The following is a 24,558-nucleotide window of genomic DNA, read 5'->3' as shown; positions in this document are numbered from 1 at the left end:
GCAAATGTCGGACCATCCCGCAACGTGACCCAAAGTGAGGTGAAGCCGCCTTGGCCAAGGACCGCGCACAAGTCGATTATGCAGGCCCGCTCAGGCGGCTTGTTCTGGCTGTGCTGGTGTTGGTGCTGGCCGGTATCTTCCTGCTCTGGCGCATTGACAGCCCTCGGGTCGAGCGGTTCCGCGCCCAGGTGACGGACACCATCGTGCCCAATATGGACTGGGCGATGGCACCGATCACCGGCACCATCAATCTGGCCCGCGATTTCCAAAGCTATCGACGGATAGCGGAGCAAAACACCGAGCTGCGCCGTGAATTGCGCCAGATGCAGGCGTGGAAAGAGGCCGCACTGCAACTTGAACAGGAAAACGCCCGGCTGCTTGATCTGAACAATGTCCGGCTCGATCCGCGTCTCACCTATATCACCGGCGTTGTGCTGGCCGATTCCGGATCGCCATTCCGTCAGTCGGTCCTGCTGAACGTCGGCGCACGCGACGGGATTGTCGAAGGCTGGGCGACCATGGACGGGATCGGCCTTGTCGGTCGTATTTCGGGGGTGGCGCAGAACACGGCGCGGGTGATCCTTGCAACCGATGCGTCCAGCCGTATTCCTGCGATCATTCAGCCTTCCGGGCAGAAAGCGATTGTGGCGGGCGACAACTCTGCTGCGCCGCCGCTGGATTTCTTGGAAAACCGCGAACTTGTGCGCCCCGGCGACCGGGTGGTGACCAGCGGTGATGGGGGGGTCTTTCCCGCCGGGTTGCTGATTGGCCAAGTCGCCGCTGATCCGGGTGGGCGCCTGCGTGTGCGACTAGCGGCAGACTACGAAAGGCTCGAATTTCTGCGGGTGCTGCGCCATTACGGGAACGAGCCGGTGTCGGACACCAACGACGTGCTGCAACCTGCCGCTTTGCTGGCACCGGAGGTGGCGGAATGAGCGACCTCGCCCCCTCTCGCCTGTGGACAATGCGCGCGGCCTTTGCGGCTCTGGTGCTGTCGATCCTGTTCTTTCATCTGCTGCCTTTGCAGACCTCCGCTGGTGGGTTGATCTGGCCCGACCTGCTGTTGGCCTTTGCGCTGGCATGGTCGGTGCGGCGTCCCGAATATGTGCCGACGGTCTTGCTGGCGCTGGCCTTCCTGCTGGCCGATCTGCTGTTGCAGCGTCCGCCGGGGCTGTGGGCGCTGCTGGCCCTGATCGCCTGTGAACAGGTCAAACTGCAATCGCGGGCCCTGCGCGATTCAACCTTTGCCGCCGAGATGGTATCGGTGGCAGCGTGGATTGTGGGGGTGGGCCTTGCCTATCGGATCATCCTCGCAATCTTGTTGGTCAATGTCCCACCCTTCGGACTGGACGTGATCCAGACCGCGGTGACGGTAATGGCCTATCCGCTGGTTGTTGCAATCACACATCTGGTGATGGGGGTGCGCAAGGCCACGCCCAATGATGTCGGTGGCCAGGGGGTGCGCTCATGAAACGTCCCCGCATTGATGTTGAGGCCAACCACAAACTGATCTCGCGCCGCGCCGCCATTCTGGGCGGCGTGCAACTGGCCTTTGTTGGGGCATTGGGCGCGCGGATGCAGTTCCTGCAAGTCGATCAGGCCGACCAGTTCCGCTTGCTGGCCGAGGAAAACCGGATCAACATCCGCATTATCCCACCTGCACGCGGCGAAATCTTTGATCGTAACGGCGTTGCGCTGGCGCGCAATGTGCCCAGCTATCGGATCGTCATTGTGCGCGAGGATGCAGGCGACGTCGAAGAGGTCGTCAGCCGCCTTGGCAAGATTGTCCCCCTCGACGAGGACGAGGTCGAGCGGGCGATGGCCGAGATGAAACGCTCGGCCCCGTTCCTGCCGATCACCTTTGCGGATGAGGTCACATGGGACGACCTTAGCCGGGTGAGCGTCAACGCGCCTGCCCTGCCGGGTGTCACTCCCGAAGTAGGCCTCAGCCGCGTCTACCCGTTCGGATCAGACTATGCGCATGTGCTGGGCTATGTCGGACCAGTCAGCGACTACGACCTCGACAAGCTCGAAGACCCGGACCAATTGCTGCGCATCCCCCGCTTTCAGATCGGCAAGGTCGGGGTCGAGGCGAAAGCCGAAGGGCCGCTGCGCGGCAAGGGCGGGGCCAAACGGGTAGAAGTGAATGCCACAGGCCGTGTCATGCGTGAACTTGACCGACGCGAAGGCACCGCCGGATCCGACCTGCAACTTACCATCGATTCCAAGCTGCAAAGCTATGTACAGGCGCGGCTGAACGGCGAAAGCGCGTCCGCTGTGATCATGGATGTGACAAGCGGTGACCTGCTGTCGATTGCATCCGCGCCCACTTTTGATCCCAACCTGTTCGTGCGCGGCATATCGACGGCCGATTACAGCGCGCTGACCGAAAACAAGTATCGCCCGCTTGCCTCCAAATCGGTCCAAGGCACCTACCCACCCGGCTCAACCTTCAAGATGATCACGGCCATGGCAGCCCTTGAGGAAGGGCTGATCGGGCCGGACGAGACAGTCTATTGCCCGGGGCACCTTGAGGTCGCGGGCCGCCGGTTCCACTGCTGGAAACGGGCGGGGCATGGCTGGGTCGATCTGCAAAACTCGCTCAAGCAATCCTGCGACGTTTACTATTACGACCTCGCCCTGAAGGTCGGCATTGAAAAGATCACGGCCATGGCCAACCGGTTCGGGCTTGGGGAACGCCATGATGTGCCCATGTCTGCCGTGGCGCAGGGGCTGACGCCCACCAAGGCGTGGAAGGCCAGCACACACGGACAGGATTGGGTGATCGGGGACACAGTCAACGCCTCCATCGGGCAGGGGTACATGCTGGCCTCGCCTTTGCAGCTGGCTGTCATGGCCGCGCGTCTGGCCTCTGGCAACACCGTGACCCCGCGCCTGATCAAATCCATCGACGGGATCGAACAGCCTTCGGGCGGCGGCGTCAGCATGGGGATGAATGAAAACAACCTGCGCAAGATGCGACGGGCCATGTTCGAGGTCGTCAACGACCGTCGCGGCACGGCCTATGGCAGCCGGATCATCGACGACGCCATGCGCATGGCGGGCAAGACAGGTACGAGTCAGGTGCGCAACATCACCGCGGCCGAACGGCGCGCAGGCGTGATCCGCAACGAAGACCTGCCGTGGGAACGGCGCGATCACGCACTGTTTGTGAACTTTGCGCCCTACGACAATCCGAAATACGCGGTAGCCGTGGTGGTGGAACACGGCGGCGGCGGATCCAAGGCTGCCGCGCCGATTGCGCGCGATGTGACCTTGCAGGCCCTTTCGGGGGGTGAACCCTCGCTCGAAGCCTATCCAACCAAGGATCGTGATCGCATTAAGGAACAACAGCGCGTGCTGCGCGGGATTGAGCCGCTTGCCAATGTGACAGGCAAGGATCAGGCATGAGCTATCTTGAGTATAACACCAAGTATGTCCCGACAGGGCTGCGCAAGATTCTGTACGTAAACTGGCCGCTCGCGGTGCTACTGAGCGCCGTGGCGGGCGTCGGGTTCCTTATGCTCTACTCCGTGGCGGGGGGATCATTCTCGCCCTGGGCCGAGCCGCAAATGAAGCGGTTTGCCGTCGGTTTCGCATTGATGATGATGGTGGCCATGGTGCCCGCGTGGTTCTGGCGCAACATGGCGAGTGTCGCCTATCTGGCCTCGCTGGCGCTGCTGCTGGCGGTCGAGTTCTTTGGCTCGGTCGGGATGGGGGCGCAGCGCTGGATTGATCTGGGGTTCATGCGTCTGCAACCGTCCGAGTTGATGAAAGTCACGCTGGTGCTGATGCTTGCCGCCTACTACGATTGGCTACCGATACATCGCAAATCGCGGCCCATCTGGGTGTTGCTGCCTGTCATCCTGATCCTGATTCCGACGGCCCTTGTGCTGCGCCAACCCGATCTTGGCACCTCGATTCTTTTGCTGGCTGCGGGGGGCGGGCTGATGTTTCTGGCCGGAGTGCACTGGGCCTATTTCGCTGCCGTTATCGCAGCCGGGGTCGGGCTTGTGACTACCGTGTTTCAGTCACGGGGCGAAAGCTGGCAACTGCTCAAGGACTATCAATACCGCCGGATCGACACGTTTCTGGACCCGTCCTCGGATCCGCTTGGCGCCGGCTATCACATTACCCAATCCAAGATTGCGCTTGGGTCCGGGGGGTGGACCGGACGGGGGTTCATGCAAGGCACGCAATCGCGACTGAACTTTCTGCCTGAAAAGCATACCGACTTTATCTTTACCACACTGGCCGAGGAATTCGGGTTCATCGGCGCCTTTTCCCTGCTGGCGCTCTATACGCTGATCATCGTGTTCTGCGTGGCCTCAGCGCTGGCGAACAAGGATCGGTTTTCCTCCCTGCTGACGCTTGGGATCGCGCTCAACTTCTTTTTGTTCTTTGCGGTGAACATGTCGATGGTCATGGGACTGGCCCCTGTGGTTGGGGTGCCGCTGCCGCTGGTCAGCTATGGTGGGTCGGCGATGCTGGTCCTGATGCTGGCCTTTGGCCTGGCGCAAAGCGCCCATGTGCATCGCCCCCGCTAAACACGCCCCCCTTTTCGGAGTTCCTTGCCCATGACCGTCAACGTCCTTTTCGCGGCCACTGAAAATCGGTGGGCAGAGTATGAAGCACCCCTGCGCAACGCCGTCTCCGCCGCAGGCATCGACGCCCATATCGCGACTGATATCACCCCCGATCAGGTCGACTATATCGTCTACGCCCCGAACTCCGAGCTGCAGGATTTCACACCCTATACCCGCGCCAAGGCGGTGCTGAACCTTTGGGCCGGGGTTGAGGCGATTGTAGGCAACCCCACCTTGCGCCTGCCCCTGTGCCGCATGGTTGATCCGGCGCTGACGCAGGGGATGGTGGAATGGGTCACAGGGCACATCCTGCGGCTGCATCTGGGCATGGATGCGCATATCGGGGCCGCCCCGGGCACCTGGGCCCCACAAGCGCCACCGCTGGCATTTGACACACGGGTCAGCGTTTTGGGGCTGGGCGAGTTGGGGGCGGCCTGCGCACGGGCACTCAGCGCATTGGGGTTCGATGTGGCCGGGTGGAGCAGATCGCAAAAGCAGATCGACGGGATCACCTGCCTGTCCGGTGCCGAAGGATTGGATGCCGCCTTGGCGCGCGCAGATTACTGTGTGCTGCTGTTGCCCAAAACGCCCGAGACTGAAAACACGATCAATGCGCGCACGCTTGCGTTGATGCCCAAGGGCGCGCGCATTCTGAACCCCGGACGCGGGCCGTTGATCGACGATGCGGCCCTGCGCGCGGCACTGGACTCCGGGCACATTGATCACGCCACGCTGGATGTGTTCCGTGTTGAACCACTGCCCGCCGATGATCCCTATTGGGCGCATCCACAGGTCACGGTCACGCCGCACATTGCCTCGGAAACCCGCGCGGCCTATTCGGCCAAGACCGTGGCAGAGAACATCCGACGCGGCGAAGCGGACGAGCGCTTCCTACATCTCGTCGACCGCGACGCTGGATATTAACGTTACAGAACGCTCACGCCCAGTTGTTTTGTACCAAGCGGTTCCCCACCCTAAGTGCTGGTCATAAGGCAGTCACGCCCACCACCCTCAAGGATAAGGAAATCCCCTGATGTTCCGCTTCATGACCCAAAGAATGCACGCCTATATCGACTATCCCGTGGCCCTTGGCCTGATCGTCATGCCCTTTGTTCTGGGCGTCGGGATGACAAACGCCTGGGCGTTTGCCCTGTCGGTTGTCACAGGGCTTGCAGCCCTCGTCCTCACGGCTCTCACCGATCACGAAACAGGGCTGCTGCCAGTTCTGTCCTACAAATTCCATCTGGCCGTTGATGCGGTTGTGGGGGCCACTTTCGTCGCCGCGCCGTTCCTGTTCGGGTTCGTGGGGCTCGACGCCCTCTACTTCTGGGTGCTCGGTGCGACCGTTCTGGTTGTTGTCAGCGCGCATAGCGCAAACACCACCGCAGCCGTGGCCCAACCTGCCGAATAGGCATTAAGGCTGGTGGCCGTCAGGCCGCCAACCCCCTCCCTTTCAGCAGTGCCTCGACCCCAGGCAGACGCCCTCGAAATGCGGTATAAAGTTCCGCGGCATCCACACTCCCCCCAGTACTGAGGATGTGCGTTTCGAGTGCCTTGGCCCGTTCCTCATCGAACGGGCCATTTGCGTCTTCAAAGGCGGCAAACGCATCCGCATCCATCACCTCGGACCACATGTAACTGTAGTAGCCCGAGGAATACCCGTCGCCTGCAAAGACATGGGCAAAGTGCGGGGTGGCATGGCGCATCCCGATCGCGTCAGGCATCCCCAGATCGGCCAGCACCTCCGCCTGTTTGGCCATCGGATCAGCCGGTGCATCTCCATCATGAAACGCCAGATCGACCATCGCAGAGGCCACGTATTCGACCGTCTGAAAGCCCATGTCGTAAGTTGCGGCGGCCAAGACATTGTCCAGCAATGTCTGCGGTATCGCCTCACCTGTTTGAGCATGGACCGCGAACTCGCGCAGCACTTCGGGCACGTCCAGCCAGTGCTCATAAAGCTGGCTCGGTAGTTCAACGAAATCGCGCGCCACAGACGTACCACTGACCGACTCGTAAGTCACATTCGACAACATCTGATGCAGCGCGTGGCCAAATTCGTGAAACAGCGTGCGCGCATCGTCGTATGACAACAACGCCGGATCGCCCTTGGCAAAGTTGCACACGTTGATGACAACCGGGGCCTGTACTTCGGGGAATTTTGCCTGTGCCCGCATCGCCGAACACCATGCACCCGACCGCTTGGATCCGCGCGCAAAGTAGTCCCCAATAAACACAGCGACATGTTGGCCGTCCCGGGTCACTTCCCAAGCACGGCAATCCTCGTGATAGAGCGGAATGTCGAGCGGCCTGAACGCGAGCCCGAACAATCGAGAGGCGCAGGAAAAGGATGCCTCGATCATGCGATCCAGTTGGAAGTACGGCTTGACCTCAGCCTCATCCAGATCGTGCAACTCCTTGCGGCGACGCTCCGAATAAAAGCGCCAATCCCAAGGCGCGAGCGGGCCGTTGACGCCGTCCGCCTGCATCATCTGCTCGAGCGCCCAGGCGTCCGCATCCGCCTGCGCCTTGGCCGGTTCCCACACGGCCATCAGCAAATCACGCACCGCCTCGGGGTTTTTGGCCATTTCGGTTTCCAACTTGTAGGCGGCGAAACTTTCGTAGCCGAGCAGTTTGGCCCGTTCCTCGCGCAGCGCCAGTATTTCGGCAGCAATCGCACGGTTGTCCGTCTCGCCCCCATTCGCGCCACGCGCGGTCCACGCCTTGTACGCAATCTCGCGCAGGTCCCGACGGGTTGAAAACTGCAGGAACGGCACGATGAGTGAACGCGACAGCGTCACAACGGGGCCATCAACCCCCTTTTCGGTGCCCGCAGCCCGCGCGGTGCTGACCACGAAATCAGGCAGGCCCGCCAGATCGCCTTCGCTCAGTTCCATGAACCAATCGCGCTCGTCTTTCAGCAGGTTTTGGGTGAAGGACGTGCCCAATTCAGCCAACCGTCCCTTGATCACTTTCATCCGCGCCTCTTCGGCACCATCAAGCGCAGCACCCGAGCGGACGAACCCGCGATGGTTCAGCATCAAAACCCGCGCCTTTTCGGGCGTCAGGTCAAGACTGTCGCGCGCCTCATAGACCGCCGCCACACGGGCAAACAGCGCCTTGTTCCCTGAAACCTCGGCAAAATGCGCCGCCAGCTTGGGCGAGAAATCACGCTGCAACGCCTCGCGCGCGGGGTTACTGTCTGCGCCCGCAACCGTGTAGAATGTGCCCAAAACCTTGTCCAAATCCCGGCCCACAGCCTCAAGCGCCTCGATCGTGTTGGCAAAATCAGGGGCCGCGGCATTGCCTGCAATGGCGTCAATCTCGGCCCTGTGATTGGCCAGAGCGATGTCCAAAGCAGGCGCAAAATCCTCGTCCGAAATCCGGTCAAAGGGGACGATCTGAAACGCCGTATCCCAGTCTTGCAAAAGCACGTTGGTCATTATGTCGTCTCCTTTGGAGGGGTATGAGGGGCGCATGTCTTGCATGCAGGGTTGCAGGTCAGGGCGATCTTGCGACTTTCACCATACAGCGCGTCGTAAATGACCATTTCACCGCGCAACGGGGTGCCTGCACCTGTGATGATCTTGATCGCCTCGACGGCCATCATCGACCCCACCACGCCCGGCAGGGGGCCAATCACGCCCGCCTCAGCACAGCTTGGGGCCAGTTCGGGCGCGGGCGGTGTTGGGAAGATGCACGCATAGCAAGGCGCGCCGTGGGCCGGATCGAATACGCTGACCTGCCCTTCCCACTGTGTCAACGCGCCTGAAATCAGTGGCACACCCGCGCGAAAAGCGGCGGCATTCACCAGATAGCGGGTGTCGAAATTGTCGGTTCCGTCGATCACCAGATCATAGTCGGCAATCAGATCGTCCGCGATATCGGCATCAAGGCGGCGGTGGTAGGGGCGCACAGTGACAAAGGGGTTTTGGGCTTCCATCAACGCCTGTGCTGAAAAAACCTTGGGCATCCCGATATGGGCGTCCGTATGAATGACCTGCCGCTGGAGGTTAGCGTTTTCGACCACGTCATCGTCAATCACGCCAATGGTTCCGACACCGGCAGCAGCCAGATATTGCAGCACGGGCGAGCCAAGCCCACCGGCCCCGATCACCAGAACTGACGCGTCGCGCAGTGCCTTCTGCCCCGGTCCGCCGACTTCGCGCAGGACGATGTGGCGGGCATAGCGGTTCAATTCCGTATCACTGAACGTGCCGGGGTCTCCTTGCGGGGCGGCAGCAGCAGACACGGGCTGTGCCCGCCCGCTCAACCAGCGCAACCCCATCCGATAGGCCAGCACGATCAGCGCAAACCCACCAAGGATCAGCCAGAATGCAGGGCTTTCCCCCGTTGCCATGCGCACCGGATGAAACGGCGGCAGCGCAACCTGCAAGGCCAGCACCACAACGTAAAGAAGGGCGATCATCGTCCATCGGGCCCGACGGCGCACCCGCATTGCGGCCCCGAACCCCCACAGCATCACGGCCAAGGCAAAGACCAAAAGCATCAGCTGCGCCCCGTCGAACCAAAGCCGCCCGCGCCGCGCGCTGTGTCCTCGAGCGCATCGACGATCTGGAAGTCGGCCTGCACAACGGGTGCGATCACCATCTGCGCAATGCGCATGCCATGGGTCACTTCAAAGGGCAAATCCGACGTGTTCAGAACGATCACCCCAACCTCGCCGCGATAGTCGCTGTCGATGGTGCCGGGGCTGTTGACCAATGCGATCCCATGTTTCAGGGCCAGGCCGGATCGGGGCCGCACCTGAACCTCAAACCCATGCGGAATTGCCATGGCAAGCCCCGTGGGAATCAAGGCCCGCGCTTTGGGATCAAGCACAAAACCTGCCCGGTCCGGAAAATTCGCGCGCAGGTCCGCCCCCGCTGCGCCAAAGGTCGCGTAGGCGGGCAACTCGATTGCCGGGTCCGACCCCGCGACCCGCATCAGTTTCAGTGCAATCTGATCCATCTTCATCTTGCCAAATAAACTCAAATTCCCACCTGACCACCGACAAATCGGTTCAGGTCAGCGCATTCGCGATCCGTTGCGCCAATTGGGCCGACACATCCGTCTTGGACATGCGCGGCCATGTTTCCGCCCCTGCATCCGTGATCAGCGTAATCGCGTTCTCGGTCCCCCCCATGATGCCGGTTTCGGGAGAGACATCATTGGCCACGATCCAGTCGCACCCCTTGCGCAGACGCTTGGCTGTCGCATTGTCGATCACATCATCCGTTTCAGCCGCAAAGCCGACAACCAGCCCGGGCCGCCCGCTGTCCAATTGGGCGACATGGGCAAGGATATCTGGGTTTTCGGCAAAGCTCAGCGTTGGCAAATCACCCGCCTGTTTCTTCAACTTGCGCGCACTTGCACCCCGGACCCGCCAATCCGCGACGGCGGCGGCAAAGACAGCCGCATCCGCTGGCAACGCGGTTTCCACCGCCGCCATCATCTCTGCCGCCGTTTGAACAGACACCACATGCGCGCCACGGGGCGGCGACACCTCAGCAGGACCGGTGACAAAGACCACCTCGGCCCCCAAATCCACCAACGCCTGCGCCAAGGCGGTGCCTTGCGCGCCAGAGGACCGGTTCGCGATATAGCGCACAGGGTCAATTGGTTCGTGAGTTGGCCCGGAGGTGACGACAATGCGCTTACCACTCAAAGGGCGTGGTCCGAAATGCGCCGCGACCGCCGCGACGATCTCAAGCGGTTCGGACATACGGCCCGGCCCGAATTCGCCACAGGCCATGTCCCCGTCATTGGGGCCGATAACGCTGACCCCATCCTGTTTGATCTGCGCCAGGTTGCGCTGTGTGGCGGCGTGATCCCACATGCGCACATTCATCGCCGGGGCAACCATCACAGGCGTGTCCGTCGCCAGCAACAGGGTCGAGGCCAGATCGTCCGCCCGTCCTTGCGCCATCTTGGCCATGATATCCGCCGTTGCTGGCGCGACAAGGATCAGGTCCGCGGATCGGGACAACTGGATATGCCCCATCTCGGCCTCATCTGTCAGGTCAAACAGGTCGCGATAGACCTTGTGCCCGGCGAGGGCCGACACCGACAGGGGGGTCACGAATTGCTCGGCGGCGCGGGTCAGAACCGGCGTGACCTGCGCGCCGCGTTCGCGCAATCGACGGATCAGGTCGAGCCCCTTATAGGCCGCGATCCCCCCCGTCAGGATCAACAATATGCGTTTGTCTTGCAGCATGGGCCGTGGCTCCGGTCGTTCAGATCGCCCGACCATAGGCCGCGCCTTGGCCAAGAACCAGCCCCGCTGCATTCGGGAGCAGGCCGGAGCACTTTAGGTCAGAAATGAACGGGCAATCAGTCCGATGTCTGAAATGCCGCGCAGGGGTCTGAGCGAACCGCGCCCGGCGCGTCCTTGATCAGATCGAAGGTTCCGGCGGGCGGCACACGGTCTTCGCCCTGCCCGATGCTCAGCACGGACAGCGTGACGGGGGCGCGGGCAAGATAGACCGGCACGCCCCAATCCGTGCGCGCATGCCCGTTGCCGGTGATCACCACCACCGGCCCGCCGGTCAGATCAAAGGCACGCACCGCCATCTTGGCAAGTTGCGCGTCGCGCAGCCGTTGAATGTCCACCATGGCAGGCAGCATATCCGCAGGCAGTGCGTCGCAATGGGCCGCCATTTGCAGGGCCTCGCGCGTCGCTTGGGCGTCGGGGTCAAGGGCCGTGGTCAACCCATAGGTTCCCGCCCCAATGCCAAAGGCCGCTGCCACCCCATCCGTCATCGCCTGCCGTGCAGCAGCACGCGGCACACCGGCCCCGAACACACGTGCCTGCGGGGCCGCCCTAAAAATTGGATAGTACATTTCGAAATCAGGCCACCCACTCGCCTCCCAATCAAACGCATCGGCCAAGGTCTGAAGGTCTGCACCTGCCACGTGGCGGGCCGCTTGCGCCTCGGTCAGCATTTCGAAAACCAAGGCGGCGGGCTTCACCTCGGCCACAATATCGGCCTGTGTTCTGTGGTGGGCGGGGTTGTCGTGGGCTTCGCCAATGATAATCACATCGGCATTATAAAGGTCCGCCCAACCGGGCAGACCCATCAGTACCAAAATCAGAGTGACCACATACCTCATGCGAGGAAATGGTGGACCTCGCGGCTCTGATGCTCAAGCGATTTGCGCATCTTGCCGAATGCAGCAGCTTCAAGCTGGCGGACACGCTCTTTGGACAGGCTGAGTTCCTGGCCCAGGCTCTCTAGTGTCCTCGGGGCATCGCGCAGCTTGCGTTCGCGCACGATGAACCGCTCACGCTCGTTCAACGCCGCCATGGCCGACAACAACCATTCTCGCAATTGCTCAGTGTCATGGGCATGTTCGACCGTTTCGGCGGCCTGCGCGCTGTCATCTTCCAGCGCATCAATCCACTCGCGCCCCTCCTCATCCACGGACTGGGTGGCGTTGAGGGAGTAGTCGGAGCCGGACAGACGCCCCTCCATCATCTCCACATCATGCAGGGGCACGCCAATCTCGGTCGAGATCATCTGGCGGAGCTGGTGACGATCAAGGGTTTCACCTGCCGACGCGCTTTCGCGTTCCAAGCGGGCCTGAACCCGACGCATGTTGAAAAACAGCGACTTTTGCGAGGATGTGGACCCGGTGCGCACCATTGACCAATTGCGCATCACATAGTCCTGAATGGACGCCTTGATCCACCACACTGCATATGTTGAAAAGCGCACGCCGCGATCGGGGTCAAACTTGTCAGCGGCCTTCATCAGACCCAGACCCGCCTCTTGGATCAGGTCGTTCATCGGCGCGCCGTAGCGCTTGAATTTGGACGCCATCGAGATGGCAAGCCGCATATAGGCTGTGATCAGGCGATGCAGCGCGGCCTCGTCCCGTTCGTCACGCCAGGCATAGGCAAGACGCAACTCAGTCTCTGCATCAAGTAGTTCCGCTTTCATCGCAATGCGCGAAAGTGACATGTCCCGAACGTTGTCCAATGGCATATCATCATCCCCCTGAATGGTTGGTCTTGTTTTGCGCACTTACAATTACTACGCACGAACTTGGGAAACGGTTCACCGGAAAGACGAATAAATGTTGCCAGCGATGACGTTTGTACTAGGCGGTGCGGCCTCCGGCAAATCGCAGATAGCTGAAAATATAATTATTAACAGTGACTTAACACCTGTTTATCTAGCAACAGCACGAGTCTGGGATGACGAGGTAGAGGCCAAAGTAAATCTGCATCGCGCCCGTCGAGGCCCCGAATGGCAGACAATTGATGCCCCGATTGACGTGGCTGGCCCTCTCGGGCGGGCAACCCCGTCGCAGGCTGTCTTGCTGGATTGCGCGACCATGTGGCTGACCAATGTGATGCTCGACGAACAGGATGTTGCGCAGGCCCAGACCGATCTGCTGGCGGCACTCGCAGCCTGCGCCGCCCCCGTGGTCGTTGTGAGCAATGAGGTGGGTCAGGGCATCGTGCCGGACAACGCACTGGCGCGCAGGTTTCGCGAGGCCCAAGGACGGCTGAACATCACCCTCGCCGCCCAATCGGAGTGCGTCATACATGTGGTTGCGGGCCTGCCCCGCACACTCAAAGGAACGGCCCGATGACCACATGGCATTGGGTGCGCCACGGGCCGACACATCAAAAATCCTTCACAGGATGGCGGGATGTTGACGCGGACCTGTCCGATCAGGCCGCGATTGCGCGGCTGTCAGATCACTTGCCCGCGGATGCCTTGGTCATTTCCTCCGATCTCAAGCGATCCATTGAGACCGCCAGCGCGCTGCAAGGCAGTCGCACGCGGCTGGCCGATGACCCGGCGCTGCGGGAATTCCACTTTGGCACATGGGACGGAGTCCATTTCTCGGATGTGGCGGACAGACACCCAACCCTCAGCCGGGCATATTGGGAAACACCCGGCGATCACGTGCCCCCCGGCGGCGAAAGCTGGAACGTATCGGCCGCGCGGGTGGCCATGGCCGTAAGGCGGATCGAAGCGGCCCACCCCCATGCGCATATCATCGCGGTGGCCCATTTCGGGGTGATCCTGACGCAAGTGCAGGCGGTGCTCGGCAAGTCCGCCTACGAGGTCCTGGGTCAAAAGATCGACAACCTGTCAGTGACGACCTTGCATCCCTCGTCGGGGCAAGCGGCGGTCATCAATCACTGTCCGTGATAACAGCCCACACAAAACAGCGTTGGCCTGATAACAAATGTACGGTTTAGCGTCTGCGCCATGACATATGACCTTTATATCGGCGATCGCACATTTTCGAGCTGGTCCTTGCGGGGCTGGCTGATGATGGAGAATTTCAACATCAGCCACCGGGTCCACATGATCGGGCTTTATGGCGGGACAATGGCGGACGACATGGCCTCATTGGCTCCGGCGCGACTGGTGCCCACCATACGCACACCAGATGGCACAGTTGTTGGCGAAAGCCTCGCGATGGCCGAAACGCTTGCCGAAGACCACCCGGGTATCGGGATGTGGCCCGAAGATGCCCGTGCGCGTGCCACCGCCCGCTGGCTCTGCGCCGAGATGGTGGGCGGATTTCAAGCGTTGCGCACCGCCTGCCCCATGCAATTGCAGCACGTCAATGTGGGCTTTGCAGTATCCGATGCGGTCAAGGCGGACCTCACCCGGCTCGAAACCCTGTGGGCACACGCCGCCACCTTCAAATCCGAGGGGCCGTGGCTGTTCGGGACCTACTCGCTGGCGGATGTATTCTACGCGCCAGTCTGCGCGCGGATCGTCGGCTATGATCTGCCCGTCAGCGAGGCGGCGCGCGCCTATTGCACGGCGACGATCAATGACGCGGCCTTCAAGGCATGGCGCGCTGAGGGGCTGAAAACCAAATATGACCCATTTCCTTACGACATGGGCACCAAGACTGCGGATTGGCCCAGCTGATCCTTTCATTGTTCCAAAAATACTCAAAGTCCAACGCGCGCAGCCAAGCGTTAACCAATCCTAAACCACCCCCCGGTAGCCCTTAACCAAGAACCATCTGCAAAGGGCAAGGATATGGTCGCACGCGCCTACACGGTTGCATTCCAAGGGGTCGAGGCGCGCGAAGTTGAAGTGCAGTGCGCGCTCACCCCCGGCATGCCTGCGTTTTCCATCGTTGGCCTGCCGGACAAGGCCGTGTCCGAAGCGCGCGACCGGGTGCGCACCGCGCTGACGGCGATGTCCATCGCGCTGCCGTCCAAACGGATCACCATCAACCTGTCCCCCGCCGATCTGCCTAAAGAGGGCTCGCATTTCGACCTGCCGATTGCGCTGGCTATGCTGGCCGCCCTGGGGATTCTGCCCGAAGACACTGTCGAAGGCACCGTGGCCCTCGGCGAGCTGTCCCTTGATGGAACGCTTGTCCCGGTCGTGGGCGCTTTGCCCGCCGCGATGGCCGCCGCTGAACAGGATCGCGGGTTGCTGTGCCCGGCCGGGTCCGGCTCCGAAGCGGCATGGGTGGACGCGACCAAAGTGATCGCGGCCAAATCGCTTGGCGACGTGATCCGTCACTATACCGGACAAGTGCCGCTGGAACCCGCCAAGGCAGGCCATGTTGCACGTGGCACGGGCGTCCCCGATCTGGCCGACGTCAAAGGACAGGAACGCGCCAAACGCGCCCTCGAAGTGGCCGCGGCAGGGCGACACCACTTGCTGATGGTGGGCACGCCGGGCTCTGGCAAATCCATGCTGGCCGCGCGCCTACCCGGCATCCTGCCACCGCTTTCGGCGATGGAGGCGCTCGAGACATCAATGATCCATTCGCTTGCCGGGCTGTTGGACGCGGGTGGCATTTCGATGGACCGTCCGTTTCGCGAACCCCACCACACCGCCTCGATGGCCGCCATCATCGGGGGCGGGCGAGGGGCCAAACCGGGCGAAGCGTCCCTGGCGCACAACGGTGTGCTGTTCATGGACGAATTCCCCGAGTTCCCGCGCACGGTCCTCGAAACGCTGCGCCAACCCATTGAAACAGGCGAAGTGATGATCGCGCGCGCCAACAATCACATCAAATATCCCTGCCGGTTCATGTTGGTGGCCGCCGCGAACCCGTGCAAATGCGGTTATCTCAGCGATGCGGCGCGGGCCTGCGCGCGCGCGCCGGCATGCGGCGACGACTATATGGGCCGAATATCTGGCCCTCTGATGGACCGGTTTGATCTGCGCGTCGACGTGCCCCCGGTCTGTTACAGCGACCTTGACCTGCCCGCCTCGGGGGACAGCTCCGCCAGCGTCGCGGCACGTGTCGCAGAGGCGCGCGCGGTGCAGGCCACGCGGTTTGGCAACACCACGGGGCAGTGCAACGCGGACCTGTCCGGGGCGGCGCTTGACGAGCATGCCTCACCGGACGAGGACGGGCGCGCCTTGCTGACACGGGTGGCCGACAGGTTCGGATTATCCGCACGCGGCTACCACCGGGTGCTGCGGGTCGCGCGCACCATCGCGGACCTCGACGGGGCCACGCATGTGCGCAAACCCCATATCGCCGAGGCTGTCAGCTACCGGGTTGGCGCACTTGCACCGGTCTGACGTCTGGTCGGACCTGTTACAGCCGAGGACACGGCAGGCTTACGCACGTTTCGCCTCGATGGCCTCCCAGATCTTGCCTGCGATATTCACACCGTCAAATCGTTCAAGTTCCTGAATGCCTGTGGGCGAGGTCACATTGATCTCGGTCAGGTAATCGCCGATCACGTCAATACCGACGAAGATCTGACCCTTTTCGCGCAACAACGGACCAATGGCGGCGCAGATTTCACGGTCACGCGCGCTCAGCCCGATCTTTTCGGGACGGCCACCCACATGCATGTTGGACCGTGTTTCGCCCGCCGCCGGCACACGGTTGATCGCGCCCGCCGGTTCTCCATCAACAAGGATCACCCGTTTGTCGCCATTGGACACGTCCGGCAGAAACTTTTGAACGATCAAAGGCTCGCGCGAAAAGCTGGCAAAGAGTTCGTGCAGCGACGTCAGATTGCGGTCATTGGCATCGAGGCGGAACACGCCCGCCCCGCCATTTCCATAGAGCGGTTTCAGGATCACATCGGAATGCTTGGCCTTGAACGCTTTGATCGTGTCGAGGTCACGCGCGATCGTGGTGGGGGGCGTCAGGTCAGGAAAATCCAGAACCAGCAGCTTTTCCGGGAAATTGCGCACCCAGAACGGATCATTCACCACCAATGTGCGCGGTGCCAGACGGTCCAGCAGATGGGTGGAGGTGATGTAGTGCATGTCAAAAGGTGGGTCCTGCCGCAGCCACACAACATCGAACTCGGCCAGATCAACCTCGAGTTCCGGGCCAAGGTCGGCGTGATCGCCCTGCACACGTTGAACGCTCAGATCATGGCCACGTGCGGTGATGCGCCCCTCTTGATAGGCGAGATGATCAGGAGTGTAGAAAAACAAGCTGTGTCCACGGGCCTGCGCCTCTTCGGCGAGGCGAAAACTGCTGTCTGCGTTGATATCAACGGCCCCGATGGGGTCCATCTGAAAGGCGATCTTCATGGTCACATCTCCGGCTTTGTCCCAGCTTAGATGGCCCACACGTCGCTTGTACGCAATGGTATTGCACTGTGCGCCTGCGCACGGCGCGGTTGGCGATGGCTAAAACACGTGCCCAAACGCATTTTCCACGATCTGCACGGCACCTGTGCCGTCCACAAGCGCCACGTCAAACCGCACGTCCGTCAAACTGCCATTGGGCATTTGTGCCAGATATTCTTCGCCCGTTGCGTATAGCCGTCGGACTTGGGCGGCTGTCACATGCGACATCGCAGTCTCGAAATCACGGCTTTTCTTGACCTCGACGAACACGATCCCATCGCCATCGTTCATCACCAGATCGATCTCGCCCCGCTTGCCGCGCCACCGGCTTTCGCGCGAAGGAAAGCCGCGCGCGGCATAGTCGCGCCTCACAATATCCTCGGCGGCAAGCCCCGCCAGATAGGACCGTCGCCCGCGATCCATGCGCGCCTGCACAACTGGGGTCGCCCCGGCAAAATCGGCATGTGCCTGTCTCGTCATCTGCGTACCCCTAGTTTCGGCGCGCCACGTCCAGCGCCTGCTGATAGATTTTTCGTTTCGGCAGGCCAAACGTCTCTGCAACAAAGGCCGCTGCATCTTTGACCGACATGTCCTGCAACGCTGACTCTAGCGCCGATTCGATGTCTGTTTCCTTAATGTCCTCGACCTCACGTCGCCCGATCAGCACCACGACCTCACCTTTTACCGACAATCCATCATAAATTCCGGCCAATTCTGCCAAGCTGCCATGCCGCTTTTCTTCGAATTTCTTGGTCAGTTCGCGACACACAACTGCCGGGCGGTCCTGGCCAAGCACTTCTGCCGCGTCCCGCAGCAACGCCCCAACCCGCTTGGGCGACTCGTAAAGCACCAAGGTCGCCTGTACGCCGATAAACGCGCGCAGTGCCGTTTGCCGCGCACCGCGCGCATTGGGCAAGAATCCTCCGAAATGAAAGGCATCCGTCGGCAATCCGCCGACAACAAGGGCCGTTAAAACCGCGGAGGGGCCTGGCGCGCATGTGACCGCAACCCCGGCTGCACGCGCCGCCCGACCCAGCTCAAATCCGGGGTCCGCGATCAGCGGCATGCCCGCTTCGGACGCATAGGCCACGCTCTCACCGCCCGCTGCACGCGCCACCAGCCGCTCAACCAATCCGGCCCCCGAGTGATCATGCAACGCCTCAATGCGTCGCCCCTCAAGCGGGACGCCGTGGATATCCATCAACTTGCGCAAGGATCGCGTGTCTTCGGCCACCAACACATCCGCGGATGCCAGCACATCAAGCGCGCGCAATGTGATGTCACGGGCCGTCCCGATGGGCACCCCGACAAACCAGATGCCCGGGCTCAAGGCGAGTTTGACATGATTCAACGCTGGACCCGCCTTTCGTGACGTCTATTATCCGCCCCATAAAAGCGGGCGGCCTATGGTATGCCCCAAATGTTGGGAGTGACAGTCATCATGTTTGCGTTTTTCAAAACCTTGCGCAAGGCAACCCGTCGTGCATTCATCCTGCCGGTGGCCGCGTTGGCGCTGGCCGGGTGCGATCCGGCCGCTTTGGGCGGGCTTACGGGGGGGGGCAATGACGGGCCCCGCATCGACGCCTCACAGCCGATCCCGGTGGCCCTGCTGGTGCCACGCGGATCAGGTCAGGGCGGCGATGAGCTGTTGGCTCGAAACCTCGAAAACGCGGCGCGCCTGGCGATCCGCGACCTAAACGGGGTGCAGATCGATCTGCGCGTCTATGGCACTGCGGGCAACGCCCAGAGGGCGGCCACCCAAGCAGTTCAGGCCGTCAATGATGGTGCCCAGATCATCCTTGGCCCGCTTTATGCCGAAGCGGCGAATGCGGCAGGCGTGGCAGTGGCCGCCCAGAACGTCAACATCCTCGCCTTCTCGAACAACACCACCATCGCCGGGGGCAACGTGTTCGTACTGGGGTCGACCTTTGCCAATACAGCCAACCGCTTGGTGAACTATTCGAAATCCCAAGGCCGCGACCGCATCGTGGTGGTGCATGCGCAGGATGTTGCCGGACAATTGGGGCGCAATGCGATCCAGCAGGCGATCTCGCGCAATGGGGCGACCTTGGCAGGTACAGTGGACTATCCCCTGTCCCAACAGGGGCTGATCGCTGCGGTGCCACGGGTAAAGGCAGCAGTGGACAGTTCAGGGGCCAACAGCGTCTTTCTGACGGCCGCACCCGCCGCCGGACTGCCGCTGCTGACACAGCTGTTGCCCGAAGCCGGTGTGACCCCTGACACGACGCAATTCCTCGGGCTGACCCGGTGGGACATTCCGCGCCAGACCCTTGATCTACCCGGTGTGCAGGGGGGCTGGTTCGCCCTGCCCGACCCAAGCCGGGCCGCAGCCTTCAGATCGCAGTACCAAGCCGCCTACGGCGATGCGCCCCACCCTTTGGCAGGCCTTGCCTTTGACGGGATCGCAGCCGTAGGGGCCTTGGCCAGCCGTGGCCGGGGCAACGCCTTGTCCAGAGCGGCACTTACCCAAGGGTCCGGGTTTCAGGGCGCGACAGGCATCTTCCGCCTGCGCAACGATGGAACCAACGAACGCGGGCTTGCTATTGCGACCGTGCAGAACAACCAGGTTGCGATTGTCAGCCCGGCCCCGCGCGGCTTTAGCGGCGGCGGTTTCTGATACCGCCCATCTGACAGGAGCATGACGTGACCCAATCTGCACTGCGTGCCCCTGTCGTGATGCCCGATGCGCTGATCTGCGCGCCGCGTGAGATATTCGACAGCACCGCCTTCGACGCGGTCCTGTCCCAAGCGCACAAGATGTCGCAAACCGAGGCGCGCGCGGCCATTGTCGCCCACCTCAAGGCCACCCAAAGGGCCGGGCGCGCGCAGATCGCAGACAGCTTTCGCGCCGCCCCGTTTCAATCCCGCCCCACAACCAAAGCCTATACCTATCTGACCGATTGCCTTGTCGATGCGGCCCTGCGCACGGCGCAGGACCTGATGTTTCCCAACCCGACTCCGACCACCGGCGAGCGGCTTGCCGTGCTGGCCGTGGGCGGGTACGGCCGCGGTGAGATGGCCCCGTTTTCGGATGTCGATCTGCTGTTCCTGACCCCGCACAAGATCACACCATGGGCCGAAAGCGTGATCGAGGCGACGCTTTACATCCTTTGGGATCTCAAGCTGAAAGTCGGCCATTCCAGCCGAACCGTACGCGACTGCCTGCGCCTTGGGGCCGAAGACTTCACCATCCGCACTGCCATGCTGGAACACCGGTTCCTGTTCGGGGACATCGCCCTTGCCAAAAAACTGGACACCCGCCTGCGCGCGGACCTGTTCAAGGGCACAGAGCAGGACTTTATCGAAGCCAAACTGGCCGAACGCGACGCCCGGCACGAACGCCAGGGGCAACGCTATGTGGTGGAGCCGAACGTCAAAGAGGGCAAAGGCGGCCTGCGCGACCTGCAATCCTTGTTCTGGATCGGGAAATACATCCACAAGGTGCAGGATGCCGCTGATCTAGTGCCTTTGGGCCTGTTCACCCCCGAGGAATTCACCGATTTCGTCGCCGCCGAGGATTTCCTGTGGGCGACCCGCTGCCATTTGCATCTGCTGACCAACCGCGCCACTGAACAACTGACCTTTGACATGCAGGTCGCTGTCGCCGAGGCCATGGGATACGAGGACAAGGCCGGGCGGCGCGGGGTTGAGTTGTTCATGCAGGCCTATTTCCTTCATGCGACTCAAGTGGGCGATCTGACTCGCATTTTCCTTACAAAACTCGAAGCTGTCCACCTCAAGGCTGAACCCCTGCTCGAGCGGCTGTTCAAACGTAAACCGCGGGTCAAGTCGGGCTATGAGGTGATCCACAACCGGCTCGCCGTCAAAGACGAAGCGGCGTTCCTATCGGACAAACTGAACCTGTTGTGCATCTTTGAGGAGGCATTGCGCACGGGCATGTTGATCCACCCCGATGCGATGCGCTTGATCAAATCCAACCTTGATCTGATCGACGATGACCTGCGCACCACGCCCGAAGCGCGGCGGATATTCCTTGATCTGCTGCTCAAACACGGCAATCCCGAACGGGCCTTGCGCCGCATGAACGAATTAGGCGTCCTGTCAGCCTTCATTCCCGAATTTGAGCCCATCGTGGCGATGATGCAGTTCAATATGTATCACGCCTACACGGTGGACGAACATACAATCCAGTGCATCGCGCAACTGGCCATGATCGAAAAAGAAGAGTTGGTCGAGGACCTGCCGGTCGTCTCGAACATCCTCAAACGCGGGGTGAACCGCCGCGTGCTGTATGTGGCGCTGCTGCTGCATGATATCGGCAAGGGGCGGGCCGAAGATCACTCGATCCTCGGGGCGCAGATGGTGCGCAAGATCGCCCCGCGTCTGGGGCTAAAGCAAGAGGACGTCGATACGGTCGAATGGCTGGTCCGCTATCACCTGTTGATGTCCGACATGGCCCAGAAACGCGACATCGCCGATCCGCGCACGGTGCGCGACTTTGCCAAGGCGGTGCAGACGGTCAAGCGGCTGGAATTGCTCTGCGTGCTCACGGTTTGCGACATTCGCGGGGTCGGCCCGAACACGTGGAACAATTGGAAGGCCGTGCTGATCCGCGCGCTTTATCGCCAGACCAAGCGCGCGCTTGAGGACGGGATGGAGGCGCTCAACCGCGACAACCGCGGGGTCGAGGCCAAAAAGGCCTTGCGCGCCGAACTTGTCGACTGGCCCCGCAAGGACATACAGACCGAAACCGCGCGCCATTATGATCCCTACTGGCAAGGGTTGCACGTGACGGCCCATGTCGTCTTTGCCGAGCTGCTCCGCAATATCGGCGAGAACGAGATCGCCATAGATCTGCACCCCGACGAGGATCGCGATGCCACCCGCGCCTGCTTTGTGATGCCCGACCATCCAGGTATCTTTGCGCGACTGACGGGCGCGCTGGCGCTGGTCGGAGCCAACGTGGTCGATGCCCGCAGCTACACCACCAAGGACGGGTTTGTGACGGATGCGTTCTGGATCCAGGATGCGGACGGCAACCCATTCGAGGCGTCCCGCCTGCCCCGCCTGCGCAAGATGATCGAACGCACGCTCGCTGGCGAAGTCGTCACCCGCGAAGCCATCAAGGACCGCGACAAGGTCAAAAAACGCGAAAAGGCATTTAAGGTCCCCACCCACATCACCTTCGACAACGAAGGGTCCGACATCTACACCATCATCGAGGTTGACACCCGCGACCGCCCCGGCCTGCTGCATGATCTGACGCGCACGCTTGCGGCTTCGAATGTCTATATCGCCAATGCAGTCATCGCGACATACGGCGAACAGGTGGTCGACACGTTCTATGTCAAGGACATGTTCGGGCTGAAATACTACTCCGAGGCCAAGCAAAAGACGCTCGAGAAACGGCTGCGCACCGCGATCACCGAAGGGGTCGAGCGGGCGGAGGTCTAACCGCCGGCTCCCCTCGTATCAGACCGGCTTTAGCATCTTGGCGGCCGGCCCATCGCTTTGGCCAATACGCCGGGAAAGAGGACCGGGCGCAGCCAACGATCTGCGATCACCCAACGAAACCGCCAATTGGTGCGCGCCTTCACCCGGGTTGCAAAGAGCGGCAGCGGGTCAGAAAGCCGGTCCTTTTCGATGTCCAGTAGGTCCATCTTGGCACCGGTCTTCTTGGGATCAAGCGCCCCTTGCCGATAGGCTCGATAGGGGTTGGACGCCTTGAAGCCACCCTCAACCGCAGACGCCGCCAGCGTGTTGCAGGTGGTCAGGATATGTCGCTGCACGACGCGGATGAACCTGGCCCAATGCCGATGCGCATAGAGCGCGGCGTAGACTTCATTGAGAAAGGCGCGGTCACGTCCCATCCGGGTTTCAGCCTCAGCCGCAGAGATCCCATATTTGGCCGCGATCACCCGCCGTGATTTGACCAACAGCCTGTTGTGACGTTTCACGTAAGCCTTGTGATGTTGCGAGAAATGCTGAGCCTCGCCGGGCACCATCCGGTCCATGAAATGATTCACGAAATAGTGCACCTCGACGTCGCTGGTCGCCATGACATAGGCACGGTCCAACTGCTGTTTTTCCAGATACGCTATCCACGCCTTGCGCAAACGGGGATTACGTTCGATATCCATCAATGCCTTCGGAGTTCTCATCCTGAATGTCCCTTTCAATATCTCTGTGCCGTCCTGAGCGGTCATGCGTCAGTGCAATACCAACGCGCGACGGGCGGCGTTTATTCGAAAGGAAAGTTGGAAATGTGGCCCAAGCCTCGGCAAGCGGGTTCAGAGCGCCTCTTGCTCGTCAGGTGTTTCATGATCGGCCCCGCTGAGGAACGTGCCGATCGTATGCAGGTTCTCGACATTGTCGCAAATGACCTTGAACACCAGCAGGAACGGCACCGCCACGAGGGCGCCTGCAATGCCCCACAACCAGCCCCACAGAACGACGGTGAGAAACACGGCCACCGTGTTCAGCTTTAGCCGTTTGCCAACCAGGTAGGGCGTCACGAACTGCGCTTCGGACGAGCTGAGCGTCTGGTACACCAGCGGTGCGAGCAGGGCGTAGGAGAGGCTGTCAAACGAGATGATCGCATAGGCCCCGATCAGGACTGACCCGATCAGCCCGCCCAGTATCGGCAGGTAGTTCAACAAAAACGCCGCAATGCCCCAGATGTAGGCGTATTCCAGACCGATCAACCACATGGCAAAGCCCACAACAACGCCCAAGCACGCGTTGATCACGGTGATCGTCAGCAAGTAATGCGACACCCGCCGTTCAATATCGTAAACGGTTGTCAGAGCCCTCTTTTTCCCCGTCATCGTTTTGAACGCGCGCACGATCTTGATGTAGAACATGTCGCCCGACGCAAGCAGAAACAGCGCCAGCGTCAGGGCAACGATGGCCGATGTGATCGTGCCCGCAGCCGCAGAGACTGCAAAGCTCATCAAGCCGGGCTGTTCGACCACTACGGGTTGGCTCGTCCCTGCGGTATCGGACGTCATCGCCTCGACTTCGCTTGAGGCGTCTTTGACCTTCTCAATGGTGCTGGCTACGCCGCTCAGCTTGTCTCGCAACTCGCGCATGATGGCGGGGGCATCGTTGGTCCCGGACGCCAGTGTCTCACCGGCAAAGTAAAATACAGCCGCAAACGCAGCCGCCGCGCCGGAAATCAGCAGGGTCGCCGACAAGGCGGCTGGCAGGCCGAACCGCTGCATGGCCCGGTTCACCGGGCTGAGGGTGAGGGAAATGAGAAATCCCAGCAATACAGGCAACATGAGATCGCGCGCAAAGTACACGACCACGAATGTTGCCAATGTCGCCAGGATCGCGGCGCTGTGCCGCAAGGCGCGGACATCGTCCTTCAAATCAGCCTCTCACTCTGTCGCCTCAAGTGGGCAACACCATTTCTAAAGAACGCTTAACGCAAGCCGAGG

Annotated in this window: 23 protein-coding genes; 12 read left to right on the top strand and 11 right to left on the bottom strand. The window is 61.4% G+C overall.

Annotation, left to right across the window (positions count from 1 at the left end):
- Positions 1 to 50 precede the first annotated feature (50 nt).
- The 6 genes from mreC to Q0908_RS16745 all read left to right on the top strand — a co-directional run bounded on the left by mreC (position 51) and on the right by Q0908_RS16745 (position 5,997).
- On the top strand, positions 51 to 935 hold the full coding sequence (gene mreC, locus Q0908_RS16770) for a rod shape-determining protein MreC (protein WP_299287168.1): 885 nt from the start codon (positions 51 to 53) through the stop codon (positions 933 to 935).
- Positions 932 to 1,471 carry a rod shape-determining protein MreD gene (locus tag Q0908_RS16765; protein ID WP_299287165.1) on the top strand — a complete coding sequence of 180 codons (540 nt, stop codon included), beginning with the start codon at positions 932 to 934 and terminating at the stop codon, positions 1,469 to 1,471. Before mreC ends, Q0908_RS16765 begins: the two co-directional genes overlap by 4 nt.
- The gene (mrdA, locus tag Q0908_RS16760; protein WP_299287162.1) at positions 1,468 to 3,411 is read left to right on the top strand and encodes a penicillin-binding protein 2; all 1,944 of its coding nucleotides are present in this window, start codon (positions 1,468 to 1,470) and stop codon (positions 3,409 to 3,411) included. The genes Q0908_RS16765 and mrdA overlap by 4 nt, the downstream gene beginning before the upstream one ends.
- Entirely contained in the window at positions 3,408 to 4,547 is a 1,140-nt protein-coding gene (gene rodA, locus Q0908_RS16755) for a rod shape-determining protein RodA (protein WP_299287160.1), read from the top strand. The genes mrdA and rodA overlap by 4 nt, the downstream gene beginning before the upstream one ends.
- Before the next feature lie 30 nt (positions 4,548 to 4,577).
- Positions 4,578 to 5,510, top strand: coding sequence for a glyoxylate/hydroxypyruvate reductase A (locus tag Q0908_RS16750; protein ID WP_299287157.1), 933 nt, complete (start codon positions 4,578 to 4,580; stop codon positions 5,508 to 5,510).
- Positions 5,511 to 5,619: 109 nt separating this feature from the next.
- Positions 5,620 to 5,997, top strand: coding sequence for a hypothetical protein (locus tag Q0908_RS16745; protein ID WP_366869385.1), 378 nt, complete (start codon positions 5,620 to 5,622; stop codon positions 5,995 to 5,997).
- Positions 5,998 to 6,016: 19 nt separating this feature from the next.
- Here Q0908_RS16745 and Q0908_RS16740 read toward each other — a convergent pair whose 3' ends face one another.
- From Q0908_RS16740 to Q0908_RS16715, 6 genes are all read right to left on the bottom strand, one after another.
- The gene (locus tag Q0908_RS16740; protein WP_299287154.1) at positions 6,017 to 8,029 is read right to left on the bottom strand and encodes a M3 family metallopeptidase; all 2,013 of its coding nucleotides are present in this window, start codon (positions 8,027 to 8,029) and stop codon (positions 6,017 to 6,019) included.
- Complete coding sequence (locus tag Q0908_RS16735) at positions 8,029 to 9,096, bottom strand: HesA/MoeB/ThiF family protein (protein ID WP_299287152.1); 1,068 nt, start codon at positions 9,094 to 9,096, stop codon at positions 8,029 to 8,031. Before Q0908_RS16735 ends, Q0908_RS16740 begins: the two co-directional genes overlap by 1 nt.
- The gene (gene dut / locus Q0908_RS16730) at positions 9,096 to 9,557 is read right to left on the bottom strand and encodes a dUTP diphosphatase (RefSeq protein WP_299287149.1); all 462 of its coding nucleotides are present in this window, start codon (positions 9,555 to 9,557) and stop codon (positions 9,096 to 9,098) included. The genes Q0908_RS16735 and dut overlap by 1 nt, the downstream gene beginning before the upstream one ends.
- Positions 9,558 to 9,609: 52 nt before the next feature.
- Entirely contained in the window at positions 9,610 to 10,803 is a 1,194-nt protein-coding gene (coaBC, locus tag Q0908_RS16725; RefSeq protein ID WP_299287146.1) for a bifunctional phosphopantothenoylcysteine decarboxylase/phosphopantothenate--cysteine ligase CoaBC, read from the bottom strand.
- 116 nt (positions 10,804 to 10,919) lie between these two features.
- Positions 10,920 to 11,699, bottom strand: coding sequence for a ChaN family lipoprotein (locus tag Q0908_RS16720; RefSeq protein WP_299287144.1), 780 nt, complete (start codon positions 11,697 to 11,699; stop codon positions 10,920 to 10,922).
- Complete coding sequence (locus Q0908_RS16715) at positions 11,696 to 12,574, bottom strand: RNA polymerase factor sigma-32 (RefSeq protein WP_299287143.1); 879 nt, start codon at positions 12,572 to 12,574, stop codon at positions 11,696 to 11,698. Before Q0908_RS16715 ends, Q0908_RS16720 begins: the two co-directional genes overlap by 4 nt.
- A gap of 103 nt (positions 12,575 to 12,677) precedes the next feature.
- On the opposite strand from Q0908_RS16715, the gene cobU reads away from it, so the two are divergent.
- The 4 genes from cobU (at position 12,678) to Q0908_RS16695 (ending at position 16,120) form a co-directional block, all read left to right on the top strand.
- Positions 12,678 to 13,187 carry a bifunctional adenosylcobinamide kinase/adenosylcobinamide-phosphate guanylyltransferase gene (cobU, locus tag Q0908_RS16710; protein WP_366869381.1) on the top strand — a complete coding sequence of 170 codons (510 nt, stop codon included), beginning with the start codon at positions 12,678 to 12,680 and terminating at the stop codon, positions 13,185 to 13,187.
- Positions 13,184 to 13,756 carry a histidine phosphatase family protein gene (locus Q0908_RS16705; protein ID WP_299287137.1) on the top strand — a complete coding sequence of 191 codons (573 nt, stop codon included), beginning with the start codon at positions 13,184 to 13,186 and terminating at the stop codon, positions 13,754 to 13,756. Before cobU ends, Q0908_RS16705 begins: the two co-directional genes overlap by 4 nt.
- Positions 13,757 to 13,816: 60 nt before the next feature.
- Complete coding sequence (locus Q0908_RS16700) at positions 13,817 to 14,494, top strand: glutathione S-transferase (RefSeq protein WP_299287134.1); 678 nt, start codon at positions 13,817 to 13,819, stop codon at positions 14,492 to 14,494.
- A 114-nt stretch (positions 14,495 to 14,608) separates the two neighbouring features.
- Positions 14,609 to 16,120, top strand: coding sequence for a YifB family Mg chelatase-like AAA ATPase (locus tag Q0908_RS16695; RefSeq protein ID WP_299287131.1), 1,512 nt, complete (start codon positions 14,609 to 14,611; stop codon positions 16,118 to 16,120).
- 39 nt (positions 16,121 to 16,159) lie between these two features.
- Here Q0908_RS16695 and gshB read toward each other — a convergent pair whose 3' ends face one another.
- From gshB to rsmI, 3 genes are all read right to left on the bottom strand, one after another.
- Complete coding sequence (gene gshB / locus Q0908_RS16690; RefSeq protein ID WP_299287128.1) at positions 16,160 to 17,095, bottom strand: glutathione synthase; 936 nt, start codon at positions 17,093 to 17,095, stop codon at positions 16,160 to 16,162.
- Positions 17,096 to 17,194: 99 nt separating this feature from the next.
- Complete coding sequence (locus Q0908_RS16685) at positions 17,195 to 17,614, bottom strand: YraN family protein (RefSeq protein WP_299287125.1); 420 nt, start codon at positions 17,612 to 17,614, stop codon at positions 17,195 to 17,197.
- A 10-nt stretch (positions 17,615 to 17,624) separates the two neighbouring features.
- A complete protein-coding gene (rsmI, locus tag Q0908_RS16680; RefSeq protein ID WP_299287122.1) occupies positions 17,625 to 18,485 on the bottom strand; it encodes a 16S rRNA (cytidine(1402)-2'-O)-methyltransferase in 861 nt (286 codons plus the stop codon).
- A 90-nt stretch (positions 18,486 to 18,575) separates the two neighbouring features.
- On the opposite strand from rsmI, the gene Q0908_RS16675 reads away from it, so the two are divergent.
- On the top strand, positions 18,576 to 19,772 hold the full coding sequence (locus Q0908_RS16675; protein WP_299287117.1) for a penicillin-binding protein activator: 1,197 nt from the start codon (positions 18,576 to 18,578) through the stop codon (positions 19,770 to 19,772).
- A 59-nt stretch (positions 19,773 to 19,831) separates the two neighbouring features.
- The gene (locus Q0908_RS16670; protein WP_299287324.1) at positions 19,832 to 22,570 is read left to right on the top strand and encodes a [protein-PII] uridylyltransferase; all 2,739 of its coding nucleotides are present in this window, start codon (positions 19,832 to 19,834) and stop codon (positions 22,568 to 22,570) included.
- Between the two features lie 29 nt (positions 22,571 to 22,599).
- On the opposite strand, the gene Q0908_RS16665 is transcribed toward Q0908_RS16670, so the two are convergent.
- Complete coding sequence (locus tag Q0908_RS16665) at positions 22,600 to 23,277, bottom strand: hypothetical protein (protein ID WP_299287114.1); 678 nt, start codon at positions 23,275 to 23,277, stop codon at positions 22,600 to 22,602.
- 129 nt (positions 23,278 to 23,406) lie between these two features.
- Positions 23,407 to 24,489: an AI-2E family transporter gene (locus Q0908_RS16660; protein WP_299287111.1), complete on the bottom strand. Its 1,083-nt coding sequence runs from the start codon at positions 24,487 to 24,489 to the stop codon at positions 23,407 to 23,409.
- Between the last annotated feature and the right edge of the window lie 69 nt (positions 24,490 to 24,558).

It is taken from the genome of uncultured Tateyamaria sp., from assembly GCF_947494755.1.
Taxonomy (GTDB): Bacteria; Pseudomonadota; Alphaproteobacteria; order Rhodobacterales; family Rhodobacteraceae; genus Tateyamaria.
Note: the sequence above shows the minus strand (reverse complement) of the source record. Positions and strands in the feature narration are given on the sequence as shown.